Below are 7,279 nucleotides of genomic sequence, written 5' to 3'. Positions count from 1 at the left end.
CGACCGGGCGGGCCGGGTGCTGCCGCCGGGCGGCGACGGACCGAGTGGGTCGCGGCGACCGCCGGCGTCCGGCGGGCCGGAGGGATGGCCGTCCTGGTCCCGGGCCGCTCGTCTGCCAGTCACGATGTTCATTGCACACCGGAGTGGGACGGCAGACCCGCAGCTCAGGCCGCGTGTCGGCGACAAATCGGACCAACGGCGGAGCCGGATTGGCCGGACCGCCGAGCCGGCACCCCTATTGGTTCGCGGTCGCCCCGGACGGGTCACTAGGCTTGCTGGTCATGAGTCACGTTCTCGCGGCGGTTGCCTGGCCGTACGCCAACGGCCCGCGCCACATCGGCCACGTCTCCGGTTTCGGCGTTCCCTCCGACGTCTTCAGCCGGTACATGCGGATGGCCGGCCACGACGTGCTCATGGTCTCCGGCACCGACGAGCACGGCACCCCGATCCAGGTGCAGGCCGACGCCGACGGGGTCACCCCGCGCGAGCTGGCCGACCGCTACAACCGGGTGATCGTCGAGGACCTGCACGGCCTCGGGCTCTCCTACGACCTGTTCACCCGCACCACCACCCGCAACCACTACGCGGTGGTGCAGGAGCTCTTCGAGGGGATGCACCGCAACGGCTACATCGTCCCGAAGACCACGATGGGGGCGATCTCCCCGTCGACCGGCCGGACGCTGCCCGACCGCTACATCGAGGGCACCTGCCCCATCTGCGGCTACGACAGCGCCCGGGGCGACCAGTGCGACAACTGCGGCAACCAGCTCGACCCGATCGACCTGATCGACCCGAAGTCGCGGATCAACGGCGAGACTCCGAAGTTCGTCGAGACCGAACACTTCTTCCTGGACCTGCCGGCCCTGGCCGACGTGCTGCGGCAGTGGCTGGACACCCGCGAGGGGTGGCGGCCCAACGTGCTGCGGTTCTCGAGAAACCTGCTCGACGACCTCCAGCCCCGGGCCATCACCCGCGACCTGGAGTGGGGTGTGCCGATCCCCCTCGACGGCTGGCGGGACCGCGGCGACAAGCGCATCTACGTCTGGTTCGACGCGGTCATCGGCTACCTCTCCGCCTCCATCGAGTGGGCCCGCCGCTCCGGCGACCCGGAGGCCTGGCGGAAGTGGTGGTCCGCGGACGGCGAGGGCAAGGACGCCCGCGCCTACTACTTCATGGGCAAGGACAACATCGTCTTCCACTCGGTGATCTGGCCGGCGCTGCTCTCCGGCTACTCCGGTGAGGGCGGCCGCGACGGTCAGCCCGGCGAGCTGGGCCGCCTCAACCTGCCCACCGAGGTCGTCTCCAGCGAATACCTGACCATGGAGGGGCGCAAGTTCTCCTCCTCCCGCAAGGTGGTCATCTACGTCCGGGACTTCCTGGAGCGCTACGACGCCGACGCGCTGCGCTACTTCATCGCCGCCGCCGGCCCGGAGAGCAACGACACCGACTTCACCTGGGCGGAGTTCCTGCGCCGCAACAACGACGAACTGGTCGCCAGCTGGGGCAACCTGGTCAACCGGTCCGTCTCGATGGCGGCGAAGAACTTCGGCGCGATCCCGCCGGTCGACCCGGCCGGCCTCACCGAGGCCGACGAGGCGCTGCTCGCGGTGGCCCGGGCCGGGTTCGCCACGGTCGGCGACCTGATCGCCCGGCACCGGCAGAAGCAGGCCATCGGCGAGGCGATGAAGGTTGTCGCCGAGGCCAACCGCTACCTGTCGGAGCAGGCGCCGTGGAAGCTGAAGGACGCCGCCGACAAGCCACGGATGGGCACCATCCTGCACGTCGCCCTCCAGGTGGTCAGCGACGCCAACACGCTGCTCACCCCGTTCCTGCCGCACTCCGCGCAGCAGGTGCACGAGCTGCTCGGCGGCACGGGGGTGCACGCCCCGATGCCCTCGATCGTCGAGGTCGACGACCTCGACGGCGGCCCGGGGTACCCGGTGCTGACCGGTGACTACACCGTGGGCGCCCGCTGGGAGTCCGTGGCGCTGGAGGCCGGCCGGCCGCTGGCCGCGCCGAAGCCGGTCTTCCGCAAGCTCGACCCGTCGATCGTCGACGAGGAACTGGCCCGCCTGGCGGGCTGAATCGCCGCGCACGACGGGCGCGACCCCTGCCCGGGTCGCGCCCGTCCGGGTCGAGGGGCTCAGGCGCGGGCCATCGTGGGCGAGCCGATGAACTCCATGATCGCCTGGTTGACCTCTTCGGGGTTCGTCCACGGGGTGCCGTGCGGCGCGCCCTTCAAGGTGATCAACTGGCTGCCGGGCAGCATCGGTTGCAGCCGCTGCCCGGTCTTCGGATACGGCAGCACCGCGTCCTTGTCGCCCTGCACGATCAGCACCGGCACGTCGATCCGGGCCACGTCACCCCGGAAGTCGGTCTGCCAGGCGTCCACGCTGTCGTGCGTGCCCTTCGCCGAGGCCCGCGTGCCGATCTCCCAGTGCGCCCGGAACGCCTCCTCGCTGACCCGCGTGCCCTTGTTCTCCTGGTAGTTGAAGAACGCCTCGCAGAAGTTGGTCAGGTAGGCGAACCGGTCGTCGATGATCGCCCGCTGGAAACCCTCGAAGAGGCTCTTGTCGACCCCCTCCGGGTTGTCCGGCGTCTGCAGCAGGAACGGCGCCAGCGGGGCCAGCAGCACCGCCCGGCTCACCCGCTGCGAGCCGTACGTGCCGAGGTAGCGGGTCACCTCGCCGGTGCCCATCGAGTGGCCCACCAGGACCGCGTCCCGCAGGTTCAGCTCGGTCATCAGCACGTCGAGGTCCGCGGCGAAGGTGTCGTAGTCGTAGCCGAAGGAGGGCTGGGCCGAGCTGCCGAAACCGCGCCGGTCGTAGGTGATCGTCCGGTATCCGGCGGCCAGCAGCGGGCCGACCTGCTTCTCCCAGCTCGCCCCGTTGAACGGGAAGCCGTGGATCAGCACGATCGGCTGGCCGGAGCCGTGGTCCTCGTAGTACAGGTCGATCGGGGCGGAGTTCTCCGTCCCCACGGTGACGAAAGGCATGCGGGTCTCCTGATCCATGAAATCCGGACGCCCGCGCTTTCCCACCCCGCCCGCCGATATGCCCGCCGTGCCGCCGCCGCGGCCGGACCGCCCGGTCAGAGGGCGTACGGGTGGTCCACCACCTCGTCGTCGGTCACCTCGGCGGCCGGCGCCCAGACCTCGTAGACGCCCCGCTCGTGGCACTGCGCCCCGGTGACGGCCACCGCGTCCGGATCCGGCCGGCGCAGCCGCAGCCGCAGCCAGCCGGTCTCCTCCCGCAGCACCAGGCAGGGCACGCCCCGCCAGGCGGCGAACCGGACCCGCCGGGCCGCCGCGTCGACCGGGTACCGGGCGGCCCGGGTCATCGCCAGCACCCGGAACCCGCCGGGCAGGTCGGCCACCGCCTCGTACTCGCCGCCGGCGTAGACGCCGACCAGCTGGGTCGAGCGGGGCGCCTCCCCGGTCGGCACGTACTCCTGGTCGGGGGAGAGGCCGGGCGCCGCGGCCAGCAGGTGCCGCCACTGCGGGCCGACCATCCGCAGCCAGCCGCGCTGCTCCGCCTGGTAGCTGTAGAGCACCACCTCCACACCCTCGGCGGGGTAGGCGAGCAGGGTGGCGTTCGCCGGCATCGGCAGGTCGGCGAAGTCCCGGGTGACGAACTCGGGGATGAGCTGGCTGCTGCTCGGCACGAAACCGGTGCCCAGCACCGCCGGGCCCAGCTGGTCCCGGTGCGCCAGCGCCGTCAGGCCCCGGTGCGCCTCGCCGACCGGCACGTCGTAGTCGCCCGGGTCGGCGGCCCGCCAGCGCAGCGCGTACGTCACGTCGCCGCCGTCCCGGCCGCCCTCCCCGTCGGTGCGCAGCACGGTTGTCGCCGCCGGGGTCCGCAGGTGCGCGACGTCGTGCTCCCGGTAGCAGAAGCCGTGCGGCAGCCAGCCCCGCACGTACCCGGCGAGCTGCCGGGCCGAGAGCACCTTCACCATCCGGGTGCCCCGCCGCACCAGCGCCGACCCGCGAACCGCGGCCAGCGTCGGGTCGCCGGCCGCGCCGGGCTGCTGGCTGAGCTGGTGCACCTGCGGCCAGCCCCGGTCCCGGTGCAGCGGCACCAGCAGCGGCGCCTCCGCCTCCTCGCTCGGCGGCGTCGCCCCGTGCACGGCGGTGACCTCGGTGACGTGCACGAACCGGTGCCACGGCAGGGCCGAGCCGGGCCGGGGCGCCCACTCGAAGCCGGCCACCTCTTCGGCGCTGAACAACTCGTACGCCGCGCCCCGGGCGATCTCCTCGGCGGGATACACCGCGCCGCCGTACGCCACGCGCAGCCCGGTCCGCTCCTCGGCGGCGCCGCTGGCCTGCGGGGTGACGCTCACGTCGTCGCCCCGCTCCGCTCATCGACGGCGTGAGACGCCCCGCCGCCGTGCCTGACGGTCCGCTCGCTGCGTTCGCTCACGGCGTGACCGTAGAGTTGCCGGGCGTAGTCGAGGTGAACACCGGGTGGCAGGCGGATGGACACGCCGCATGTGTGATCCTTTCGTTGATGACCGAGCCGACCGAGTCCCGTAAGCAGCGCGCCGCCCGCCGCGCGGGGGAGTTCCCGCCCGCGCCCGAGCCGCTGCCCCGCCCCGTGCTGGACAGCCACACCCACCTCGACATCACCGTCAGCGAGGCCGGCGTGCCCGGCGGTCCCGCCGACGACCCGGTCGCCGCGGCCGTCGCCGTCGCCGCCGAGGTCGGCGTGGACCGGCTGGTCCAGGTCGGGGTGGACGTGGCCTCGTCGCGTTGGGGCGTCGAGACCGCCGAGGCGTACCCGGCGGTGGTGGCGACCGTGGCGCTGCACCCCAACGAGGCGCCCCGCCTGGCCGACCTGGACGAGGCGCTGCGCCAGATCGAGGCGCTGGCCGCCCGGGACCGGGTGCGCGGCATCGGCGAGACCGGGATGGACTTCTTCCGCACCGGCGACGAGGGACGCGTCGCGCAGGAGGAGAGCTTCCGGGCGCACATCGCCATCGCCAAGCGGTACGGCAAGCCGCTGGTCATCCACGACCGGGACGCGCACGCCGACGTGCTGCGGATCCTCGACGACGAGGGCGCCCCGGAGACGGTGGTGCTGCACTGCTTCTCCGGCGACGCCGAGTTCGCCGCCGAGTGCGTCCGCCGGGGGTACCTGCTCAGCTTCGCCGGCACGGTCACCTTCGGCAGCGCCGGGGCGCTGCGGGAGGCCGCCGCGCTGACCCCGCTCGACCAGATCCTGGTGGAGACCGACGCGCCCTACCTGACCCCGATGCCGCACCGGGGCCGCCCCAACGCGTCGTACCTGATCCCGGTGACGGTGCGGTCGCTCGCCGGGACCACCGGCGCGGACCTGGACGAGCTCTGCACGGCGATCTCGGCGACCGGCGACCGCGTCTTCGGCCCGTGGTGAGCGGGCCGCCGGCCGAGACCCCGCCCCCGGCTACGCTACGGGGCGTGACCGGTCTCCTCGGCCCGGCGGAGATCCGGGACCTGGCCGCCCGCCTCGGCGTCGCGCCCACCAAGAAGCTGGGCCAGAACTTCGTGCACGACCCGAACACGGTGCGGCGGATCGTCACCGCCGCCGGGCTCGCCCCCGACGACGTGGCGCTGGAGGTCGGCCCCGGCCTCGGCTCGCTGACCCTGGCCCTGCTGCCGGTCGCCGCGCACGTGCACGCCGTGGAGATCGACCCGACGCTGGCCGCCGCCCTGCCGGAGACCGCCGCCCGGCACGCCGGCCCGGACGCCGGCCGGCTCACCGTGCACCGCGCCGACGCGCTGCGCATCCGCGCCGCCGAGCTGGCCGACCCGCCGCCCACCGCGCTGGTGGCGAACCTGCCCTACAACGTGGCCGTGCCGGTGGTGCTGCACCTGCTGGCCGAGCTGCCCACCCTGCGCCAGGGGCTGGTGATGGTGCAGAAGGAGGTGGCCGACCGGCTCGTCGCCGGTCCCGGCTCCAAGGTGTACGGCATCCCGTCGGTCAAGCTCGCCTGGTACGCCCGCGCCCGCGCCGCCGGCAAGGTCCCGCCGAACGTGTTCTGGCCGGTGCCGAACGTGGACTCCGGGCTGGTCGCCTTCACCCGCCGCGAGCCGCCCCGCGACGACGTACCCCGGCAGCGGGTCTTCGCCGTGGTGGACGCGGCGTTCGCGCAGCGCCGCAAGACCCTGCGCGCCGCCCTCGCCGGCTGGGCCGGCGGCGCGGACCGGGCCGCCGCCGCGCTCACCGCCGCCGGTGTCGATCCCGGCGCCCGCGGGGAGTCACTCACCGTGGAGCAGTTCGCCGCCATCGCCGCGTCGGCCCCGGCCGCCGCGCCGGCCGCGCAGTAGGCTGGCGCCGTGTCCGCCGAGGGCCGACCGCACGTGTACGCGTACGACCCGGTTGACGGCCGGCACGAACCGGCCGCCGACTCCGCCGAGGAGCTGATCGTGGAGAAGCCGTTCGACATCCGCCTGTGCCCGCGGGACACCACCGGATGACCGAGGCCTGGCGACCGGACGACGAGGACGAGCAGCAGCGGCGCGGAGCCAGCGGACCGGTCCGGGTCCGGGTGCCCGCGAAGGTCAACCTGCACCTCGGCGTGGGCCCGCTGCGCCGCGACGGCTACCACGAGCTGAACACCGTCTACCACGCCATCTCCGTCTACGACGAGCTGACCGCCCGCCGGGGCGACACCCTCGCCCTCACCATGGAGGGGGAGGGCACCGGCGAGCTGGCCCTCGACGACTCCAACCTGATCATCCGGGCCGCCCACGCCCTCGCCGGCTACGCCGGCGTCCCCCCGCACGCCCGGCTGCACCTGCGCAAGCAGATCCCGCTCGCCGGCGGGCTCGCCGGCGGCAGCGCCGACGCGGCCGCCACGCTGGTCGCCTGCGACGCGCTCTGGGGGACCGGGCTCTCCCGCGACGAGTTGGCCGGCATCGCCGCCGACCTCGGCTCCGACGTGCCCTTCCTGATCCACGGCGGCACCGCGCTCGGCACCGGCCGGGGCGAGGCGGTCAGCCCCGTGCTGGCCCGCCCCACGTCCTGGCACTGGGTGGTGGCCGTCGCCGACGGCGGTCTCTCCACCCCGGCCGCCTACCGGGAGCTGGACCGGCTCCGCGAGGCCGGCCGTGCCGGCGCGCCGCTGGGCAGCACCGACACGCTGCTCGGCGCGCTGCGGCAGCGGGACCCGCGGGTGCTCGCCGCCACCCTCGGCAACGACCTCCAGGACGCCGCCCTGGCCATGCGCCCGTCGCTGGCCGACACCCTCAAGGCCGGCGAGGTGGCCGGCGCGCTGGCCGGCCTCGTCTCCGGCTCCGGCC

General features: G+C 74.1%; 7 protein-coding genes. 5 read left to right on the top strand and 2 right to left on the bottom strand.

Annotated features, from left to right (window positions below):
* The first annotated feature begins 281 nt into the window (after positions 1 to 281).
* Positions 282 to 2,084 (top strand): methionine--tRNA ligase, encoded by a 1,803-nt coding sequence (gene metG / locus NCC78_RS24705; protein WP_250797371.1) that lies wholly within the window; start codon positions 282 to 284, stop codon positions 2,082 to 2,084.
* A 59-nt stretch (positions 2,085 to 2,143) separates the two neighbouring features.
* Here the strand turns inward: metG and NCC78_RS24700 are convergent, their stop codons facing one another.
* Positions 2,144 to 2,995: an alpha/beta fold hydrolase gene (locus NCC78_RS24700; RefSeq protein WP_250797369.1), complete on the bottom strand. Its 852-nt coding sequence runs from the start codon at positions 2,993 to 2,995 to the stop codon at positions 2,144 to 2,146.
* A gap of 95 nt (positions 2,996 to 3,090) precedes the next feature.
* Complete coding sequence (locus tag NCC78_RS24695; RefSeq protein WP_250797367.1) at positions 3,091 to 4,338, bottom strand: hypothetical protein; 1,248 nt, start codon at positions 4,336 to 4,338, stop codon at positions 3,091 to 3,093.
* A gap of 155 nt (positions 4,339 to 4,493) precedes the next feature.
* On the opposite strand from NCC78_RS24695, the gene NCC78_RS24690 reads away from it, so the two are divergent.
* The 4 genes from NCC78_RS24690 to NCC78_RS24675 form a co-directional block, all read left to right on the top strand.
* Positions 4,494 to 5,390, top strand: coding sequence for a TatD family hydrolase (locus NCC78_RS24690; protein ID WP_250797372.1), 897 nt, complete (start codon positions 4,494 to 4,496; stop codon positions 5,388 to 5,390).
* 44 nt (positions 5,391 to 5,434) lie between these two features.
* Entirely contained in the window at positions 5,435 to 6,304 is an 870-nt protein-coding gene (rsmA, locus tag NCC78_RS24685) for a 16S rRNA (adenine(1518)-N(6)/adenine(1519)-N(6))-dimethyltransferase RsmA (protein ID WP_250797366.1), read from the top strand.
* A gap of 9 nt (positions 6,305 to 6,313) precedes the next feature.
* Positions 6,314 to 6,454 carry a hypothetical protein gene (locus NCC78_RS24680; protein WP_250797365.1) on the top strand — a complete coding sequence of 47 codons (141 nt, stop codon included), beginning with the start codon at positions 6,314 to 6,316 and terminating at the stop codon, positions 6,452 to 6,454.
* Positions 6,451 to 7,279 (top strand): 4-(cytidine 5'-diphospho)-2-C-methyl-D-erythritol kinase (locus tag NCC78_RS24675; protein WP_250797364.1); only part of this gene is annotated, 829 nt, incomplete at its 3' end. The genes NCC78_RS24680 and NCC78_RS24675, both read left to right, overlap by 4 nt.

Source organism: Micromonospora phytophila, assembly GCF_023656545.1.
GTDB lineage: Bacteria > Actinomycetota > Actinomycetes > Mycobacteriales > Micromonosporaceae > Micromonospora > Micromonospora phytophila.
The sequence above is the reverse complement of the archived record's forward strand: the minus strand, read 5'-3'. Positions and strand labels throughout refer to the sequence as shown.

Excerpts from the sequence above, each read along its gene's own strand:
- metG (WP_250797371.1), top strand. The coding sequence starts at position 282 with ATGAGTCACGTTCTCGCGGCGGTTGCCTGGCCGTACGCCAACGGCCCG.
- NCC78_RS24700 (WP_250797369.1), bottom strand. The coding sequence starts at position 2,995 with ATGCCTTTCGTCACCGTGGGGACGGAGAACTCCGCCCCGATCGACCTG.